Raw genomic sequence first — 18663 nt, forward strand, 5'->3', positions numbered from 1 at the left:
TCCAAAGTTTACTCCTGATTTCCTAACTCAATCGCACTCATTAATCGTTCTGAGAACTGTTGTGCTGCATTGACTCCCATACGTTTTAAACGGAAGTTCATCGCTGCTACTTCAATAATAACAGCCAAGTTTCGACCAGGACGAACTGGAAGTGTAATCTTCGTAAGTTCTGTATCAATAATTTTCATCTTCTCTTCATCAAGACCTAAGCGATCATAATTTTTCTTTTGATCCCAAATTTCAAGATTAATAACAAGTGTAATACGCTTATAATTTCGTACTGCCCCTGCACCGAATAACGTCATAACGTTAATAATACCTAGACCACGAATTTCTAATAAATGCTCGATTAAATCTGGTGAGCTTCCTACTAATGTGTCTTCATCTTCTTGGCGAATTTCTACACTATCATCAGCAACAAGGCGGTGACCACGCTTTACAAGCTCAAGAGCTGTCTCACTTTTACCAACACCACTTTGACCTGTAATTAAAACACCAACACCGTAAATATCTACTAATACACCATGAACAGCAGTTGTTGGTGCTAACTTACCTTCTAAATAATTGGTTAAACGACTTGATAATCTCGTCGTCGTTTGAGAAGAACGTAATAAAGGCATGCCTGATTCACGTGATGCTTGTAATAACTCATCTGGTACATCTTGATTACGAGTTATAATAATACATGGCGTCTCCTCAGTACAAAGCGCTTTCATTCTCTCTTGTTTTTGCTCTGTTGTTAACGTATCAAAGAACGTAAGCTCCGTTTTACCAAGAAGCTGCACACGATCTGCTGGATAGTATGTAAAAAATCCTGCCATTTCAATTCCAGGTCGTGATAAATCACTTGTATCAATCGGACGATGAATGCCTTCTTCACCACTGATTAACTCCAATTGAAATTGTTCAATTAAATCTTTTGTCCTTACTTTCGGCATATGTATAAACCTCCACTCCGCTGCGGGTTCAGTCTCGTTTGATGTGAAATTCCATTCTATCGGATATTGTACCATTTTTTTCTGGAAACAAGAAATACGGTTTCTAATAAATAGAAAAAAACATTTCATACGAATAATGAAATGTTTTTCTTTTTGTCACTTTCTCTTTTTTTCATATAGAGGTTCAACAATTGCCTTTTCAATTATCATATTAAAAATTGAAATACAAATTGCCGCAACAATCGCTACACCAAATCCTGATATATTAAAAGCATCTCCTAATAATGAATCTGCTATTTTTAACGTAATCGCATTAATAACAATTAAGAAGAACCCGAAAGTTACAACCGTAATTGGTAACGTAATTAAAATTAAAAACGGTTTTACGAACACATTTAAAACAGCCAAAATAATACTCGCAATAATTGCAGTTTGTATATTTGCTACGTAAAATGCATCTGGTGCAATCCCTTTTAAAAGTCCCGATACAGCGATTAACACAACGCTATTTACAAGAAGTGATACAATCCATCTCATTTCGTTACACATCCTTTTAACCATATATATTTCATCATACGCTAATAGATAATAAACGCAAGTATCATACAAATACTTATATCAACTTATTCTACTCTTCATGCTTGTATACCTACTAACACTTCCTCGCAAAATAAGGACCACACCACCTATTTTCATGAGTTTTTACAAAGGTCCAAGTGAAATCTTTATCTACAATATAGATATCGCCTTTATACGCATCGTCTGTCTCACACAATATATCATCCATATGTAACAAACTCGCATCCTTTATTAACAGTACTTCATCACAGTGTTGGTAGAAAACATAGCACTCCTTTTTCGCTTCATTATGAAACGCTCTCTCTGCTTCTGTTCCTTCTAAACACTTCTTTTTCTCATAACTAAATATGTGCCATAGATAACCACATGCATACCTATCTCCATAAAGAAAAATATCTTCTTTTTCTTCATCACTTAAATGATTTGCAAAGTGATCCTCCCAGCGCTTGCGAAAATATATACCCCAACTTTGAAATTCTCTTACCTTCATATTTTTCTTCCTTAACATCTCTAAAAACTCCATCTTCTCCCCCTATACAATAAAAAACCGAGCGTCATTTCCACTCGGTTTTCATCAATAAACTTATTGCGATAACTCTACTTCTTTTATTTTCTCTTTCATTCTTGCTTTATCACGATTTAAGATCTCTTTTAAATACTTACCTGTGTACGAGCGCTCTTCTTTCACTACTTGCTCTGGCGTTCCAGAAGCAACGATTTGTCCACCTTTATCTCCGCCCTCTGGTCCAAGATCAACGATATAATCAGCTGTTTTAATTACATCTAGATTATGTTCAATTACAAGTACAGTTTCACCGCTCTCAACAAGACGTTGCAGCACTTCTAAAAGACGTGCAATATCATGCGCATGCAAACCAGTCGTTGGCTCATCTAAAATGTATAACGTACGACCTGTAGAACGACGGTGTAATTCAGAAGCTAATTTCACACGCTGTGCTTCCCCACCAGATAATGTTGTTGCTGGTTGACCTAATTTCATATAACCAAGCCCAACATCTACAAGCGTTTGAAGTTTACGCTTAATTTTAGGAATATTGGCGAAGAATTCTACTCCATCTTCAATTGTCATCCCTAACACTTCAGAAATATTCTTATCTTTATATTTCACTTCTAACGTTTCACGATTATATCGTTTACCGTGACAAACTTCACACGGAACGTATACGTCTGGTAAGAAGTGCATTTCAATTTTAATAATTCCATCACCACGGCACGCTTCACAACGGCCACCTTTTACGTTAAAACTGAAACGTCCTTTTTGATATCCGCGCACTTTCGCTTCATTCGTTTGTGCAAACACATCACGAATATCATCGAATACACCTGTGTACGTCGCTGGATTAGAACGTGGTGTACGACCAATTGGCGATTGATCAATATCAATTACTTTATCTAAATGTTCAAGACCTCTAATCTCTTTATGAGTACCTGGCTTCGCTTTCGCTTTATATAGCTTTTGCGCTAACGATTTATATAGTACTTCATTAATCATCGTACTTTTACCAGAACCAGATACCCCTGTTACCGCTACAAACGTACCGAGTGGAAATGACATCTTCGCATTCTTTAAGTTATTCTCTTTTGCGCCGACAATCTCCACTTTACGTCCGTCACCTTTACGTCTTTCAAGTGGAACCGGAATAAACTCTTTACCGCTTAAATACTTCCCTGTTAATGAATTCTCATCTTGCATCACTTCAGCTGGTGTACCTGCTGATACGACTTGTCCACCGTGAATACCTGCGCCAGGCCCGATATCAAGTAAATAGTCAGCTGCCATCATCGTATCTTCATCATGCTCAACAACAATTAACGTATTACCTAAATCACGCATTTCTTGCAATGTACGAATAAGACGATCGTTATCACGCTGGTGTAAACCGATAGAAGGCTCATCAAGAATGTAAAGCACGCCAGTAAGACGAGAACCAATTTGCGTCGCTAAACGAATACGCTGCGCCTCACCACCTGATAATGTTCCGGCGGCACGACTTAACGTTAAATAATCTAAACCGACGTTTACTAAGAACCCAACGCGCTCCTGAATTTCTCTTAAAATTAAATGAGCAATTTTTTGTTGTTTCTCCGTTAACTCCACATTTGAGAAGAATTCCTGTACTTCTTGAACAGAATATTTCGTTACATCAGCAATCGTTTTCCCACCAACGAAAACAGCTAAACTCTCAGGTTTTAAACGTCCACCTTTACACTTCGGACAAGCTTGTTCTGCCATATACTTTTCCATTTGCTCACGAATGTAATCAGAACTCGTTTCGCGATAACGACGTTCAATATTTGGAATAACACCTTCAAATAAAATCTCATTTTCCTTTACTTGACCAAATTCATTTACATAGCGGAAATAAACTTTCTCTTCACCGCTTCCGTACAACACTTTATCAAATAAATCTTTCGGTATATCTTTCACAGGCACATCCATATCAACGCCGTAGTGATTACATACAGATTGTAAAAGTTGTGGATAGTATTGTGAACTTGTCGGTTCCCAAGGCGCAATCGCATGTTCATTTAATGATAAATCCCAGTTCGGGATAACAAGCTCTAAATCGACCTCTAGCTTTGAACCAAGTCCATCACAAGAAGGACATGCTCCGAACGGACTGTTGAATGAGAACATACGCGGCTCTAATTCTCCGATTGAAAAACCACAATGCGGACAAGCATGATGTTCACTAAATAGAAGTTCCTCTTCTCCCATTACATCAATTAACACTCGGCCTCCGCCAAGCTTTAATGCACTTTCAAGTGAATCAGCAAGACGGCTTGCGATTCCTTCTTTTACAACAATACGGTCAATTACAACTTCAATGGAATGCTTTTTATTTTTATCTAACATAATCTCTTCAGATACATCAAGCATTTCACCATCAACACGTACACGAACATATCCTTGCTTCTTAATATCTTCAAGTACTTTCACATGTGCACCTTTACGCCCAGACACGATAGGAGCTAACACTTGTAATTTCGTACGTTCAGGATATTCAAGAACACGGTCTACCATCTGCTCTACTGTTTGTGATGTAATTTCAATCCCATGATTTGGACAAATTGGCGTACCAATTCGCGCAAATAATAAACGTAAATAATCATAAATCTCCGTTACCGTTCCGACAGTTGAACGTGGATTACGACTCGTTGTTTTTTGATCGATTGAAATCGCTGGTGACAATCCTTCAATCGTGTCCACATCCGGCTTATCCATTTGTCCTAAAAACTGGCGCGCATACGCAGATAATGACTCTACGTATCTGCGCTGCCCTTCTGCATAAATCGTATCAAATGCTAATGATGATTTCCCCGAACCAGACAATCCCGTTACAACGACAAGCTGATTTCTCGGAATGGTTACATCAATATTTTTTAAGTTATGTGCTCTAGCACCTTTTACAACGATAAAATCCTTGCTCTTACTCACTTTTTTCACCCTTCCGCTTTTAATTCTAATAGTAAATCTCTTAGTTCAGCTGCACGCTCGAAGTCTAACGCTTTTGCTGCTTCTTTCATCTCTGCTTCCATCTTCGCAATTGTCTTTTCGCGCTCTTTTTTCGTCATCTTCTTAGCTGGCGTTGCTTCATACGTTTCCGTTTCTTCAGCAGCTGTCGTTGCACGGATAACATCACGAACGCCTTTTTGAATCGTTTTCGGCGTAATACCATGCTCTTCATTGTAAGCTTCTTGTATACTACGACGACGCTTCGTTTCTTCAATCGCAATTCCCATAGATTTCGTTATACGATCTGCATACATAATAACGCGGCCGTTTTCATTACGTGCGGCACGACCGATTGTTTGAATTAATGAACGCTCTGAACGTAAGAACCCTTCCTTATCAGCATCTAAAATAGCGACAAGTGATACTTCTGGAATATCTAATCCTTCTCGTAATAAGTTAATACCGACAAGTACATCAAACTTACCAAGGCGAAGATCACGAATAATTTCAATACGTTCTAACGTTTTAATTTCAGAGTGAAGATAGTTCACTTTAATTCCTACATCTTTTAAGTAATCCGTTAAATCCTCTGACATCTTCTTCGTTAAAGTCGTAATTAATACACGCTCATTTTTTGCAATACGATCTTGAATTTCTCCTAATAAATCATCAATTTGACCTTCAATTGGTCGTATATCAATTGGTGGATCTAAAAGCCCTGTTGGACGAATAATTTGCTCTATTACTTCTGGCGACTGCTCTAACTCGTACGGTCCTGGCGTTGCTGAAACATAAATAACTTGATTTGTTTTCTCTTCAAACTCATCAAACATAAGCGGTCTATTATCTAAAGCCGATGGCAGACGGAATCCATGATCCACAAGCACTTGCTTACGTGCTTGGTCACCGTTATACATCGCTCTTACTTGCGGTACTGATACGTGCGACTCATCCATGACGATTAAGAAATCTTCAGGGAAATAATCTAATAACGTATACGGTGTTGCCCCTGCTGGTCGAAGCGTTAAATGGCGGGAATAGTTTTCAATGCCTGAACAAAAGCCCATCTCACGCATCATTTCTAAATCATAACGTGTACGCTGTTCTATACGCTGCGCTTCTAACAACTTACCATTATCATTTAATTCCTTTAAACGATCTTCTAATTCTTTTTCGATATTTTCAATAGCGACCTTCATTTTCTCTTCACGTGTAACGAAGTGAGATGCTGGGAAGATTGCTACATGATCACGTTCTGCTAATACTTCACCTGTTAACGCATTTACTTCACGAATACGATCGATTTCATCACCGAAAAACTCAATTCGAATACAATGCTCATCAAGTGATGCTGGGAAGATTTCAACTACATCTCCGCGCACACGGAATGTACCACGCTTGAAATCAATATCATTACGTCCATACTGTACATCAACAAGTTCACGAAGCAATTGATTGCGGTCTTTTTCCATACCAACTCGAAGCGAAACAACTAACTCGCGGTATTCTTCTGGAGAACCTAAGCCATATATACACGAAACACTCGCAACGATAATTACATCGTCCCGTTCAAATAATGCAGACGTTGCCGAGTGACGCAATTTATCAATTTCATCATTAATCTGCGCATCCTTTTCAATAAACGTATCTGTTTGTGGTACATACGCTTCTGGCTGGTAATAATCGTAGTAACTAACAAAATATTCAACTGCATTATTCGGGAAAAAGTCTTTCAACTCACTATATAACTGCCCTGCTAACGTTTTATTATGAGCCATAACAAGTGTTGGCTTTTGCACTTCTTTAATGACATTTGAAATCGTAAATGTCTTACCCGTTCCTGTCGCTCCAAGCAACACTTGCTTTTTCTTTCCACTATTAATTCCCTCTACAAGCTTCTCTATAGCTACCGGCTGATCACCTTGCGGGGAATACGCTGAGACAATTTCAAATTGACGTTCCAAGAAAATCCGACCTCCTCATAAAAATCTGTATTATTATTTTACCACGAATACCTATAAAAAACCTAAAAAAACGAACAGATATTCGGTAAAATTTTCGACAATATACACGTAGAAAAAGGAAGGAGTAAATACTTCCTTCCTCTACTAATTCTATTTTTTAGGTACATATACTAAGTCATATCCATTGCGCCCATTTTCATTCACACAGTCTATTAACCTATAAGCCGTTTGCGATTCACACTGCTCTTTAACAATCCTTTTACAGCTATCTTTATATAACCTCTTATCCTCACCAGCAAATTTGTCTTGTCTACTATCTAACACATAATGTATATCTTTCCCACTATGCTCTAATGTTTGAAAAACCGGGTCATCTTCTTCGGTATACTGTACAATTCTTATTTCATCAACTTTCCCTTGTTCCACATTCCAAACGAACTGCTCGAATTTATCTAGATTGGAAATCCTGGTTCCCTTTACAATGACATCATTCTTCTTGTTAATTGTAGTGTTAGATGGTGAACATGCTACTAAACTAAAGAGAAATAGATATATATAAATGGTTCTTTTTCCTATTTTTATCCTCTCCTATAAAAATTATTTGTATACCCAAAAGCTACTTTCAACTATGAAAGTAGCTTTTCTTTTCCTTTCTCCTTCTTCGGAAAAATAACATATGAAAATGAAATTGCTGTATCAATTAAAAATACAATCGCCCACACTTGGCTGACGCGACTTGCAGCTTTATTTAAAACGATTCCCGATTCTAACCAATTACCCCATTTTTCAAATGGAATAAATCCATACGCGAAGTAAAAGAATATGTGCACACCAACGAATAAAACAAGATGTAATACCCAATTTTTTATTTCCTGCTTCGCATAAGCCATACCTGTTAATTCTACGTGCTCTTCCATAATTGGCGCTGGTTCATTCCGCCATTTCGCAACTAGCTTTTGCGCAAATATATCAAGCTTCTTCAAATCCTTTTTCCCGTAGAAAACTGCATACAATAAAATAATTACAGTAATGATCTGAAAGTTAGAGAACTTTCCTGTTTGATAATAGTCCACTACTCCTAAGGATAAAATGAACACTTCATTTACGAGTAGTACAATCCCCATAATAAAGCTTGCCTTCTTCAAACGGAATCCGTAACGGAGTAAAAAGAAACCGATAGCCGATAACCAAAATACAATCTCTGCCCCAATTAAAAAATACCAACGATATTCTGCGAGTATACTCATTTATCCTTCTCCTTTTCATCATATATACGAAAAGCTTCATCCATATATAATAAAAATTCTTCTTCAATTGGATACATGCTCATTTTCTGTGAATCTTCCTTCGATTTTCTAACTTCCCATAACTTATCTAAAAATGCTTCATCACCATTGGCCATTTCTAAACACTTCTGCATTAATCTCTTCGTTGCCCTTTGTACCTCATCACTCGCGACTTCTTTGCCGTATTTCATAAAAGTGCGTAATTGCTTTAATACATCTACCCACTCTAAAACATTCGGATCTTGTTCACTCATATTTGGCAAATTATGAAGCAATTTTTGTTCTTCCTTTGAAAACACTTCATTTTGAAATATTTCACGTATACGAGAAGACTGTTTTGAAAGCTGAATCAGTTCAAACATAACTTTCCAATCAAGTTCTCCCTCTACATCTACCGAATAAACAACAGCTTGTAAAACACGCTCCATTCGATTAAACTTCTTTTGTTCTTCCTGTACAAATCGAAGTTGTTTTTCAAGCAAATCCTTTAAATTAAGCTCACCTTTTACTAACATATTCGCAGACTCTTTTAATGAAAATCCCATTTCCTTTAAAAATAAAATTTGTTGCAAACGAATAACGTCATTTTCACTATATAACCGATGCCCGCCTTCTGTTTTCCCGCTCGGCTTTAATAAATCTATTTGATCATAATAACGTAATGTACGTACTGTTACCCCTGTTTCTTTCGTCAATTGTTGTATTGAAATCACTACCATCACCTCTTCCCCTTCATTATAAAAGATGACGTTACGTCACTTTCAAGCCTTTTGTAAAAAAATACAAAAAGCTGTTTATACTCTTCGTATAAACAGCTTTTACGGAAAAAATCCTTTTTGTACAGCGCGCCCACAAAATAAAATAAGTGCTCCAACAACAACACTCGTTGCCGTTTTATGATAATGGGCTAATAATAATAAATAATACGATAAACCTACAGTACCAATCATAATACACATACTCGGCACTGGATTACGAGAAAAGTTTTGCATTCCCCAAAGAAGCGCAAATATAGCTGTAGCGACACATAACACCGGTAATCCCATCCCAGTTCCCCTTTTTCTATCTATTATTCCTTGTTGCCAACACGCTCGTTGATGCCGTACTAATTAAACTAATTAATAAACCAAAACCAATCCTTATATATTTAAACGTTTAATTTAATTGAAATCTCTCAAGCTTGTCAGTTATTTTCTTTCTCCTTACTCCAGCGTAAAGATTTCCTCCACCTTCACTCCAAAATATTTGGCGATTTTTAAGGATAGCTCTAGACTCGGGTTGTAATGATGATTTTCAATCGCCACGATCGTCTGCCGCGTCACCTGCATCGCCTTTGCCATTTCAACTTGTGTTATATGATTTTGCTTTCTTAATTCTTTTATTTTATTTTTCACACCCATAGAATCCACCTTCAAAAGTAAAGATATCTTTACTTGAATTATAAATATTTTCCAGTTTTAAGTAAAGATATCTTTACAAATTTTAGAAAAATATTTCACTGAACATCTACTCTAACGAAGTACAAGAGTAATTCAATTTATATCAGCGATTTCCCAAATATATCAGCGCAACTCCATTTATATCGGCGATTTTTCAAATATATCGACTTACCGACAAATATCGACATCCGTAGCGCTACTATAATCATAAGAAAAAGCTGTCCCCAAATACCTTCAGGAACAGCTTTCTCCTCTACTACATAAATCCTAACGCATATACAAGAACGTATCCAAGAACCGATAAGCAAATCGAGCCAATCAGCCCTGCCACGAATGCTTTACTTCCTAATTTACGGAATGTTTTAAACTCTACATTTAAACCGAGCCCTGCCATCGCCATTGCGATTAGCATATAAGCAATGACAACAATATATCCCGCAACTACTTCTGGAATAATCCCGAGCGAATGCACTGCACTCATTGCTAAAAACCCGAAGATGAACCACGGAATTGGAAGGTCGCGCCACGATCTTTTTTCCTTGCTTCCCTCGCTCTTACCAAACCATAATCCGATTAAAATCGCTACTGGTACAAGCATTGCAACGCGCGTTAGTTTCACGATAACTGCGATGTCTACAGCCGGGCTTCCTCCTGGCGCCGCAGCTGCGATGACATGAGCGATTTCGTGAAGCGTCGCACCTGAGAATACACCGTAACCGTACGGAGATAAACCAAGCACTGGATATAATAACGTATAAATAAGCGTAAATATAGTACCTAAAATTGCGATGATTGCTGCTCCAACTGCCGTTTCGTCATCTTTTGCTTTCACTTGCGGTGCAATTGCCACGACCGCGGCTGCGCCGCAAATTGCCGTACCGCATGCAGTTAAAATTCCAAGTTTCTTTTCTACTTTAAATACTTTCGTTAATCCGTATACAACAAAAATAGTAAATGTAATAACAACCGCCGCGATGACCAATACTTTCGGTCCCGCCTTCGCAATATCAACAAGATTTAATCGCATTCCAAGTAAGATGATTCCAAAGCGCAGCAACTTCTTACTCGCAAAGTTCGTTCCTGCAATCGCATCGTGAGGAACTCCAATTGCAGCGCGCCAAATCATCCCAATTAGAATAGCAATTACTAATTGTCCCATAATATTTAAAAATGGAAGCTCTGCTAAATATTTCGCGGCAATTGCGATTAATAATGTAATCCCAATTCCTTGCGAAAATCCAAAGCCCTTCTTCTTTTGTATAACAAGTGTTTGTTCCACCTTGTACCACCCCAATAATCGTATTGGAACATGCATGTTCTTTCTACTTACATTATAAGAGAGTTTCTATAATAAGTTTAATATCAATACCAAATCTCTATCATCAGAAATACTTATGATAAGATGATAGAAAAAGAAAGGAGCAGATTATATGAACGTAGACATTTTAAAAATTTTTGTTACTGTCGTTGAACAGAAACACTTCTCCCGTGCAGCAGAATTATTAAACCTTTCACAGCCTGGCGTAAGTATGCATATACGCAACTTAGAAAACGAATTTGGCACTACGCTTATTCAACGCTCCCCGAAACACGTCCAAGTTACGGAAGCAGGAAATATATTATATATACATGCAAAGCAAATGCTCTCTCTTTACGAAGATGCTAAACAAGAAATTAACGAACTACATAACGTTGTAACAGGAACACTTCGCATTGGTGCTAGTTTTACAATTGGTGAATACTTACTTCCAAAAATATTGGCTAACTATGCGAATGAAAACCCACACGTCGAAGTTCATACTTTCATCTCAAATACAGAAGACGTTTTGCAGAGCCTTCGTTCTAATCAAATTGATATCGGCTTAGTGGAAGGGCAAGTCGTATACGCTGACGTTGACGTTGAAACATTTATGCAAGATGAAATGAAGCTCGTCGTCCCGCCAAATCATCCATTGCTCCGCACAAATGAAATAAATGAAAGCACACTCCAAGATCAAGTATGGGTATTAAGAGAAAGTGGTTCTGGTACACGCGCTTATAGTGATCGCTTTATTCATCAACACCATTTAAAAATGAAACGATTCTTTACATTCAGTAGTATCCAAAGCGTAAAGGAAGCTGTTAGTGCCGGGCTTGGCATCGCTATACTTTCTGATTGGACTGTACGGAAAGAGCTACTAGCAAAAGAACTATTCCACGTCGAAGTTCCAAATGAACAACTCATCCGTCCATTCTCCATCGTACGCGGCAAATATTTCATTCCATCTAAAGCCATTCAAGTGTTCTTAAATCATGTAGATTCTTTTGCGAAAAAACAGAGTTGACCTTCACATTAGTGTGAAGGTTTACAATACATGTAAAAGGAGTGAAACACATTGCGAATTGGAGAATTATCAAAAGAAACTGGCGTTAGCGAAAGATCAATAAGACATTACGAAGAAAAGGGACTACTCCCTTCTAAGCGCCTCGCAAATGGCTAACGTGATTTTAATGAAAGTGCCATCGAAAAAGTGGAGCTGATTCAAATGTACTTACAAATCGGCTTAAATTTAGAAGAGACGGCAAGGATGCTGCGTTGCCTTGCAATTGAACCGCACCTGTACGACAATCCGTGTAGCAGTATCCTTACGCTTTATGAAGATAAACTCAATGAAGTAACAAAGCAAATCACATTGCTTTCCAACATCCAAACGAATTTGCAAAAACACGTTTCACTCCTAAAACAAGCAAAAGAAAAGGGATGATTACATGTTTGTTATACATGGCAGTTCAAGACAAAACGGAAATACAGAAGCTTTAACACATATGATGATAGAGGGCATTGAAACAGAACAAATTTACTTGCGTGATCATACCGTCTATCCTATTACAGACCAACGTCATGATGCAGAAGGATTCCAACCTGTAAATGATGACTATGAGCAGTTAACGAAACGCATGCTAGAGCACGACACAATTATCTTTGCTACACCATTATATTGGTACGGAATGAGTGGACATATGAAAAACTTCGTTGATCGCTGGTCACAAAGCTTGCGCGATACATCTCTTCATTTCAAAGAAAAAATGAAAGGCAAAAAAATGTATGTTGTCATCGTTGGCGGGGACAATCCAAAGCTAAAAGCATTACCGCTTATTGCTCAATTCCAATATATCTTTGATTTTGTTGGTTCTTCATTTGAAGGTTATGTTATTGGGGATGCGAATGGACTAAATAAAATTAAAAACGATGCTGAGGCGCTGGCAAAAGCACAATTGTATAATAATAAATTCAAAAATAGCGAACAGAAATAAGTTTGACAAACCCTTTTGTATGCGCATACAATAAAAGTAATATTATGAAAGGAAGGTACTTTGACCAATGAAGTTCTAATTCTCTTATTTATTTCATCCATCACAAATAGTGAACAAAAATGATGAAAACTAGCAGGGGATTAGTCTGTCCATTTGTCGATACTTTCTTTCGAAACGATCATGTAAAAAATCGTTTATTTATGTACGATTTTTTACATACAAGGGCGACGTTTATCCTCTCTAGTGAAACTAGGGAGGTTTTTTTATGACTATTTTATTCGCAAGTAATATTGAAAAGAGCTTTGGTGATCGCACACTCTTTACATTACCATCACTGGAAATTCAAGCACAGGATCGCATAGGAATTGTCGGAGTCAACGGAGCTGGTAAATCTACGTTATTACAAATATTAAGTAAAGAAATAGAAGCTGACAGAGGCATAGTAACTCATCATAGTTCTATCGCCATCATTCCTCAGCTTAGCGAAGAACTACCGGAAACCGCTTCTTCTCTCGCAAAAGGAAAATGGAGTATTTCAAACGTTACCGACGCAATGAGCGGCGGTGAACGAATGCGGCTAAAGATTGCTCATGCTCTCGAACAAAATGCAGGCATTTTATTCGCTGATGAACCAACAAGCCACTTAGATATGGTCGGTACAGAGCAATTAGAAAAGGCACTTTCATCTTATAAAGGGGCACTTGTTTTAATATCGCATGATCGTGAATTTCTAGATAATATATGTACCAAAATTATTGAAATTGAAGACGGTATTATTCAAGAGTACAAAGGGAATTATTCAAACTATCGAAAACAAAAAGAACGTGAACGAATACAAAAACAAGCAGAATATGAGCAATATATACAAGAAAAAAATCGTTTAGAACAATCCATTCTACAAAGAAAACAACGTGCTTCTAACATGACAAAAATCCCAACACGGTTCAGTTCATCTGAATCTAGACTTTATAGGTTAAGTGGGGCTCATGGCCAAGAACAAGTTAGCAAAGCAGCGAAAGCATTAGAGACACGTCTCGAAAAACTAGAAAAGAAGGAAAAACCAAAGGATCTTTCTCAAGCTCAATTTGACGTACAATACCATACACCCATTCATAGTAAGGTGGCAGTACAATTCAATAAAGCAACAAAGAAAATAGGCGACCGCACACTATTTAAAAATATGAATGGAACTATTGCCCCTGGTGCAAAGCTTGCCGTTTTAGGGGCAAATGGAAGCGGCAAAACCACTTTGTTCAACATGCTTCTCACAAACGAGCGTGGCATGCAGTTATCGAAAAGTTGTAAAATTGGATACTTTGAACAAACATTATCTATTTTAAAAACAGATAAAACAATTTTAGAAAATGTTCTAGAAGAAACAAACTATACGGAAGCATTCGTTCGCACAATACTTGCGCGGCTTCTATTCCGCCGTGAGGATGTTCATAAACCTGTGCACATTCTAAGCGGGGGTGAACGAATGAAGGTTGCACTCGCAAAAGTATTTTTAGGAAACTATAATATGCTTCTGCTCGATGAACCGACAAACCATTTAGACTTAGCAACGCAAGAAGAATTAGAAACCATGTTACAGGAGTATCCTGGCACTATACTTTTTATTAGCCATGACCGTGCCTTTATTCGCTCTGTTGCAGACCATATTCTCCAAGTAGATGAGAGTGAACCAAGAATCTTCCACGGTAATTACGAGCAATACACAAAAAGAACCAGCGGAGATTCTGTAAATGTTACTGAACAAGAATTGTTACGATTACAAACAAAATTAACAGAAGTCATCGGCCGGATTTCCATTCCAAATCATCACGATGACATCACATCTCTCGAACAAGAATATGCAAAATTATTAACTCAAATTCAAAAATGTAAAGAAGCACTCTAATGTCTTCCCTATATATCGACGGGACCTTCCGCATTTCCCAAGAAATATTGAAACTTCGACATATAAAGTAAAAAGCCGTGCATCAGCACAGCTTTTTACTTTTATATACGGACAGCAGTCCCGCTCACAGCAACCATTAGCATTCCTTCGCGAACTACTTCGTAATCCACGTCTATACCAACAATTGCATTCGCATTTTTTTGTCTTGCGAAAGTTTTCATTTCTTCCATTGCGATGTCGCGTGCTTCTTTTAATTTACTTTCATAAGCGCCCGCACGACCGCCGACAACGTCACGAACAGAGGCGAAAAGGTCACGAACAATATTCGCGCCCATAATCGCTTCTCCATTGACGATATCGATATACTCAATAATTTCTTTTCCTTGAATTGTAGACGTTGTTGTTACAATCATACTTTATAGCCTCCCATATGAGATTTTTACCTACTTATGGTGCACTAATTCAGTACAAATTATATTTACGAACTAAACTGAGCTTCGTATAACCTACTATATCCTCCGCCTTGCTCAATTAATTCATTATGTGAACCTTGTTCTGCAATACCATCTTTATTTACAACGACGATGCGATCTGCATTTTTAATCGTTGCAAGTCTGTGAGCGATAACTAATGTTGTACGACCAACAGATAGCTCCGCAAGCGATTTTTGAATTGCAAGTTCTGTCTCAGTATCTAATGCAGAAGTTGCTTCATCCAATATTAAAATTGGAGGGTTTTTCAAGAACATACGAGCAATAGCTAGACGCTGCTTCTGTCCACCTGAAAGTTTCACGCCGCGCTCACCGATAACAGTATCTAAACCGTCCGGCTGTGAGTAAATTAAATCTTCTAACTGCGCACGTTTTACTGCCTGCCAAATTTCAGCTTCTGATGCTTTTAAATTTCCGTAAGCAATATTTTCACGAATTGTTCCTGAGAATAAGAACACGTCTTGCTGCACAATTCCAATTTGCTTACGAAGTGAAGATAACGTCATATCTTTCGTATCAATACCATCAATTTGAATCGATCCAGATGATTGCTCATAAAAACGTGGTAATAGGCTACATAACGTCGTTTTCCCAGCTCCTGATGGTCCAACGAACGCCACTGTTTCACCTGCATGTATTTTCAAACTAATGTCATTTAAAATCGGTTCTTTGTTTTCATATCCGAACGTAATGTTGTTATATTGAATATCACCATGTACATGTTTAACTTCCATTGCATCTTTAGAGTCTACAATGTCAGGCTCTGTTTCAAGAAGCTCTACATATCTTTTAAAACCAGCAATCCCTTTCGGATAGCTTTCGATTACCGCGTTAATTTTTTCAATTGGACGGAAGAAAATATTCGTTAATAGAACGAATCCGATAAATCCGCCGTACGTTAATTCTCCTTGCAAAACAAACCATGTACCGCATATTAAGACGAAAAGCGTTACAAGACGCATAAGCATATAACTAATCGATGAATTTAACGCCATAATTTTATACGCCATTAATTTCGTTGTACGGAAACGAGCGTTGTTCACAGCAAATTGCTCTTTCTCAAACTTTTCATTTCCGAATGCTTGTACAACACGAATTCCCCCAACATTGTTCTCAATGCATGCATTAAAATCAGCAACGTCTGAGAATAAACGTCTAAATGTACCTGTCATTTTTTTATTGAAGTAAAGTGCTAACCATAATAGGAATGGAATGACGAAGAACGTTAATAACGCTAACTTCCAGTTGATCATCATCATAAATGAGAATGCCCCAACTAAAGTCATTACGGCGATAAATAAATCTTCTGGTCCATGGTGAGCAATTTCCCCAATTTCCATTAAATCGTTTGTAAGGCGTGAAATTAAATGACCTGTTTTATTATTGTCAAAAAATCTAAATGATAGCTTTTGAATATGATCAAATAATTTCTGCCTCATATCTGTTTCAATGTTAACACCAAGCATATGTCCCCAATATGTAACGACATATTGTAAGCCTGCATTTAACATATAAACTGCGAGTAAACCGAAACAGGCCCATAAAATAAGCGTCCAGTTTTGCCCTGGCAATAACTTATCAATAAATTGATTTACGATAAGCGGGAAGCCAAGTTCTAATAATCCTGCGACAACCGCACAAGAAAAGTCGAGTATAAATAAACCTTTATATGGTTTATAGTACGAGAAAAATTTACGCAGCATATCTTACCTCCATTTTCCAAAATTAAAAAGACTCACTAAATGATAACCATTATCAAATAATTATTCAAGTTATCCGTCTATGAAACTGAAAATAAGCTTTCCGACAGTTGTCTTTTTTTGCCGGAAAGTCAATATATTCGAATAATCGCCGATATATTTCGAGTTGCGCTGATATATTTGCAAAATCGCCGATATATTTCAAGTTGCACTGATATATTCGGATAATCGCCGATATAAATTTCATTTACTAACTATCCTCCCCCCAAAAAACAAAAAAAAGGTACCACCACAAGGTGATACCATTCCTTCTATTACATCGCTTCTGAATCCCACTCGTGCTCCTGCTCAACGAATACAATACCTAATTCATGATGTCCACCAGCATATAATGCAGTTTGTGCAAGACGAAGCTCACCATTTGTATCTAATACTTCTAATTTACAAAACGCCCCTGTCGTCTTCGTTTGAAGCGCATCATAAAATTCCTCAGCGCTTTTTGGAATGACTCCATTTACTTTCGTAATAATTTCTCCAGGAAGTAATTTCAGCTCTGCTCCAATTGTATTTGGAATTGTATCTAATACAACGAGCCCATCATTGCGTGCAGCAAAATATGCTGGTCTTGTTTCATCGGCAATTTTTTCTTGCATCGAAATTGTGAAACGCCCAAGCATAGCGACTCCCATCGCGATAATTGCAAGTACGTGCCACCAGTAGCTTGCGATTCCTAAAACGAGCACAAGTCCCGCTAACCCATAAACACGTCTTCCTGTAAATAATAAAGCTTCCGTCGGCTCATAACTTTTAATCTTTCTCATAAATCCAATTAAAAATGGAACGAGGAATAGAGAATATGTATTTGACCCTATTGAAACGATAGGCCACCATGAAATAAACTGCGTTACTGCATCACCCGGTACAAGAATAAAAATAGGAACGATCCATAAACGCTTTGATTCGTGTAAACCAATCTTTAATCCACGCTTCCCCTTCCTAATCTTCGGCGTCGAATATCCTACTGCGTTTTTAGAAATCAATAAGCCTTCTACAATAAGCATCACGCCTAGTAAAATAACAAGGGATACAATGGTACTCTCTTCACCTTCTCGAAGCTGTAAAAAGGAAACTGGTAGCTTAGAAGATAATAGAACACATACAATCGCAATGCTAAATGTATAAGCTGCCGATAAATATCGATACATAGCCGTTAATCCAAATAGTAACGTCCAAATTAAAATGGCCCATAAGCTTGCTTTAGAAACAACAAGTCCAAGCCCAATCGTAACAATAGACACTACTAATCCATATCCAATCCCTGCAAATAGAGAGGTTCGCAGTTCAAACCAAATATCATAAACTTTAAAAGAAAAATCTTTTCGTTCTCTTAACATACGTAAGTATCCAACGAAGATACTACTTATTACAAATATATAGACAGCAGGGTGTAAGAAAAAACGTCCAACTGCCCGCATTATTTCAAAAATCCACGCCTCCATGAACTCATTCACCACCATTTATATCATTCTTTCTTTTTATATTATCATAACTAAACAAACGTTTGTTTAACACAAAAAAATACAGGCAGCAAACT

At 37.5% G+C, this 18663-nt stretch carries 17 protein-coding genes and 1 pseudogene; 4 read left to right on the forward strand and 14 right to left on the reverse strand.

The window, feature by feature from the left end; genetic code table 11:
- Positions 1 to 8: 8 nt before the first annotated feature.
- The 11 genes from hprK to AC0OM3_RS18715 all read right to left on the reverse strand — a co-directional run bounded on the left by hprK (position 9) and on the right by AC0OM3_RS18715 (position 10963).
- Positions 9 to 938 carry an HPr(Ser) kinase/phosphatase gene (gene hprK, locus AC0OM3_RS18665; protein ID WP_001127251.1) on the reverse strand — a complete coding sequence of 310 codons (930 nt, stop codon included), beginning with the start codon at positions 936 to 938 and terminating at the stop codon, positions 9 to 11.
- 156 nt (positions 939 to 1094) lie between these two features.
- Positions 1095 to 1475 carry a phage holin family protein gene (locus AC0OM3_RS18670; protein WP_001267308.1) on the reverse strand — a complete coding sequence of 127 codons (381 nt, stop codon included), beginning with the start codon at positions 1473 to 1475 and terminating at the stop codon, positions 1095 to 1097.
- Between the two features lie 115 nt (positions 1476 to 1590).
- On the reverse strand, positions 1591 to 2040 hold the full coding sequence (locus tag AC0OM3_RS18675; protein ID WP_000394732.1) for a DUF4275 family protein: 450 nt from the start codon (positions 2038 to 2040) through the stop codon (positions 1591 to 1593).
- A gap of 60 nt (positions 2041 to 2100) precedes the next feature.
- The gene (gene uvrA, locus AC0OM3_RS18680) at positions 2101 to 4977 is read right to left on the reverse strand and encodes an excinuclease ABC subunit UvrA (protein WP_000045585.1); all 2877 of its coding nucleotides are present in this window, start codon (positions 4975 to 4977) and stop codon (positions 2101 to 2103) included.
- A 5-nt stretch (positions 4978 to 4982) separates the two neighbouring features.
- Complete coding sequence (gene uvrB / locus AC0OM3_RS18685) at positions 4983 to 6959, reverse strand: excinuclease ABC subunit B (protein ID WP_046946628.1); 1977 nt, start codon at positions 6957 to 6959, stop codon at positions 4983 to 4985.
- A gap of 150 nt (positions 6960 to 7109) precedes the next feature.
- Positions 7110 to 7541 carry a DUF4362 domain-containing protein gene (locus AC0OM3_RS18690; protein ID WP_033690032.1) on the reverse strand — a complete coding sequence of 144 codons (432 nt, stop codon included), beginning with the start codon at positions 7539 to 7541 and terminating at the stop codon, positions 7110 to 7112.
- 44 nt (positions 7542 to 7585) lie between these two features.
- Positions 7586 to 8206 (reverse strand): hypothetical protein, encoded by a 621-nt coding sequence (locus AC0OM3_RS18695; protein WP_000025199.1) that lies wholly within the window; start codon positions 8204 to 8206, stop codon positions 7586 to 7588.
- The gene (locus tag AC0OM3_RS18700) at positions 8203 to 8964 is read right to left on the reverse strand and encodes a MerR family transcriptional regulator (protein WP_046946627.1); all 762 of its coding nucleotides are present in this window, start codon (positions 8962 to 8964) and stop codon (positions 8203 to 8205) included. The genes AC0OM3_RS18695 and AC0OM3_RS18700 overlap by 4 nt, the downstream gene beginning before the upstream one ends.
- Before the next feature lie 99 nt (positions 8965 to 9063).
- Complete coding sequence (locus AC0OM3_RS18705; protein ID WP_474212643.1) at positions 9064 to 9291, reverse strand: hypothetical protein; 228 nt, start codon at positions 9289 to 9291, stop codon at positions 9064 to 9066.
- Between the two features lie 156 nt (positions 9292 to 9447).
- On the reverse strand, positions 9448 to 9645 hold the full coding sequence (locus AC0OM3_RS18710) for a helix-turn-helix transcriptional regulator (RefSeq protein WP_000538364.1): 198 nt from the start codon (positions 9643 to 9645) through the stop codon (positions 9448 to 9450).
- A 295-nt stretch (positions 9646 to 9940) separates the two neighbouring features.
- Positions 9941 to 10963 (reverse strand): YeiH family protein, encoded by a 1023-nt coding sequence (locus tag AC0OM3_RS18715; protein WP_000438406.1) that lies wholly within the window; start codon positions 10961 to 10963, stop codon positions 9941 to 9943.
- A gap of 151 nt (positions 10964 to 11114) precedes the next feature.
- Between AC0OM3_RS18715 and AC0OM3_RS18720 the strand changes: the two genes are divergently transcribed.
- The 4 genes and pseudogenes from AC0OM3_RS18720 (at position 11115) to abc-f (ending at position 14878) form a co-directional block, all read left to right on the forward strand.
- Positions 11115 to 12008: a LysR family transcriptional regulator gene (locus tag AC0OM3_RS18720; protein WP_001099987.1), complete on the forward strand. Its 894-nt coding sequence runs from the start codon at positions 11115 to 11117 to the stop codon at positions 12006 to 12008.
- A gap of 51 nt (positions 12009 to 12059) precedes the next feature.
- Positions 12060 to 12428: pseudogene (locus tag AC0OM3_RS18725) on the forward strand (MerR family transcriptional regulator).
- 4 nt (positions 12429 to 12432) lie between these two features.
- Entirely contained in the window at positions 12433 to 12978 is a 546-nt protein-coding gene (locus AC0OM3_RS18730; protein WP_089148674.1) for a flavodoxin family protein, read from the forward strand.
- 265 nt (positions 12979 to 13243) lie between these two features.
- Positions 13244 to 14878, forward strand: coding sequence for a ribosomal protection-like ABC-F family protein (gene abc-f, locus AC0OM3_RS18735; RefSeq protein WP_000153773.1), 1635 nt, complete (start codon positions 13244 to 13246; stop codon positions 14876 to 14878).
- A gap of 101 nt (positions 14879 to 14979) precedes the next feature.
- On the opposite strand, the gene AC0OM3_RS18740 is transcribed toward abc-f, so the two are convergent.
- The 3 genes from AC0OM3_RS18740 to AC0OM3_RS18750 all read right to left on the reverse strand — a co-directional run bounded on the left by AC0OM3_RS18740 (position 14980) and on the right by AC0OM3_RS18750 (position 18568).
- Positions 14980 to 15291, reverse strand: coding sequence for a heavy metal-binding domain-containing protein (locus AC0OM3_RS18740; RefSeq protein WP_000637523.1), 312 nt, complete (start codon positions 15289 to 15291; stop codon positions 14980 to 14982).
- A gap of 65 nt (positions 15292 to 15356) precedes the next feature.
- Complete coding sequence (locus AC0OM3_RS18745; RefSeq protein WP_000944620.1) at positions 15357 to 17072, reverse strand: ABC transporter ATP-binding protein; 1716 nt, start codon at positions 17070 to 17072, stop codon at positions 15357 to 15359.
- A gap of 311 nt (positions 17073 to 17383) precedes the next feature.
- On the reverse strand, positions 17384 to 18568 hold the full coding sequence (locus tag AC0OM3_RS18750; protein WP_000388611.1) for a PDZ domain-containing protein: 1185 nt from the start codon (positions 18566 to 18568) through the stop codon (positions 17384 to 17386).
- Positions 18569 to 18663: the final 95 nt, after the last annotated feature.

The sequence above is a fragment of the Bacillus sp. FAU20 genome (assembly GCF_056033865.1).